The sequence below is a fragment of the Streptomyces sp. NPDC007164 genome (assembly GCF_040634135.1).
In the GTDB taxonomy this organism is placed as follows: domain Bacteria; phylum Actinomycetota; class Actinomycetes; order Streptomycetales; family Streptomycetaceae; genus Streptomyces; species Streptomyces sanglieri.
The window spans coordinates 1-1,604 of the sequence record NZ_JBEYFB010000145.1 but is presented as its reverse complement, the minus strand read 5'-3'; the positions used below and the strand labels follow the sequence as shown (position 1 = coordinate 1,604).

Sequence of the window (1,604 nt, the reverse complement as noted above, 5' to 3'; positions counted from 1 at the left end):
CTTGTTCTTTTTCTTCCAGGCTCGAACGGTGTCCCGAACGAGGTCACTCACCTGGGCATTCGCCGGACATGAGGGCGGCCTTCGTCTGATCCTGTGCTCCGTTACGAGGAGAACCAGTCGAAGGCCGTTGTCATGAGTGTGGTGTGCCCGGATGTCCGGCGGGAAGCGTTCGCGGAAGCGTCACGCTTCCGAGCAGAGTTCTACGCGTGTCTGACCGCCCGGCGCGACGAAATGTTCGAACTGGCCGACGCTCTGTTGTGCGCCGACGGGCCGGTCACCTCGCCGGTGGACCTGACGATGGTGCCCGAGCACCGGCGTGGGCACGGCGCGTTGTACGGGGCCCTCAACCGGGGCCGGATCGACGTCGAGGGGCTGCGGACCCTGCTCGCCGGGCTGCCGTTGCCCCGGTTCGAGGGCGGGCGCCTGGTGCTGGCGGTCGACGTGTCGCCGTGGCTGCGCTCGGACGCGCCGTGCTCGGCAGAGCGACTGTTCTGCCACGTCTACGGCCGGGCGAAGTCCGCCTCCCAGTTCATCCCGGGCTGGCCGTACTCCTTCGTCGCCGTCCTTGAACCGGGAGCCACCTCGTGGACGTCGGTCCTGGACGTGGTCCGGCTCGGGCCCGAAGACGACGCTACCGCCGTCACCGCCGCCCAGCTCCGGGCCGTGGCCGAGCGGCTCGTCTCAGCCGGCCAGTGGGCGCCCGGTGACCCGGACATCACGATCGTCATGGACGCGGGTTACGACGTCACCCGCCTGGCCTGGGTCCTTCGGGATCTTCCTGTCGAGCTGGTCGGGCGGATCCGCAGCGACCGGGTGATGCGGCTGCCGAAGCCCTCGCCCAAGGAGTACGCCCTGGCCTATCCCCAGGGCGGGCGACCGCCGAAGCACGGCAAGGAGTTCCGCTTCGCCACACCCGAGACCTGGCCCGAGGCGGCGATCACCACCGTCACCGACACCACCAACTACGGCAAGGCCGAGGCCCAGGCGTGGGACCGGGTCCACCCGCGGTTGACCCACCGCTCGGCCTGGCTGGAGCACAACGGTGAACTCCCCGTGGTCGAGGGCACCTTGGTCCGGCTGAAGGTCGAGCACCTCTCCAAGGAACGGGAAGCCCCGCCGGTCTGGCTGTGGACTTCCAAGACGGGCGCCACCCCGGCCGACGTGGATCTGTGGTGGCAGGTGTTCCTCAGGAGATTCGATCTTGAGCACACCTTCAGGTTCACCAAGCAGACTCTCGGCTGGACGACCCCGAAGGTCCGTACTCCCGAAGCCGCAGACCGGTGGACCTGGCTCATGGTCGTCGCCCACACCCACCTCCGCCTTGCCCGGCCGCTGGCCGCAGACCTCCGCCGGCCCTGGGAGAAGCCGACCAAGCCCGAACGCCTCACCCCGGCCCGGGTTCGCCGGGGGTTCAGGAACCTCCGAGCCCACCTGCTTTGCCCGGCCCGCGTTCCCAAACCCCGAGGCACCGGCCCCGGACGTCCGCCCGGAACCAAGAACCAGCATCCCGCACCCCGCTACGACGTCGGCAAAACCGTCAAACGTCCCGAGACCCTCAAGGCCATCGGCAGGCCTGGCCGTTCTTGGTAGATAAAGAACAAGCT

General features: G+C 68.8%; 1 protein-coding gene. It reads left to right on the top strand.

The genetic code is table 11. From position 1 onward, the window contains the following. Positions 1 to 132: 132 nt before the first annotated feature. Positions 133 to 1,590 (top strand): NF041680 family putative transposase, encoded by a 1,458-nt coding sequence (locus ABZ622_RS42065; protein ID WP_360552624.1) that lies wholly within the window; start codon positions 133 to 135, stop codon positions 1,588 to 1,590. Positions 1,591 to 1,604 lie beyond the last annotated feature (14 nt).

Coding starts and splice junctions, on each gene's coding strand:
- ABZ622_RS42065 (WP_360552624.1), top strand. CDS start 133: ATGAGTGTGGTGTGCCCGGATGTCCGGCGGGAAGCGTTCGCGGAAGCG.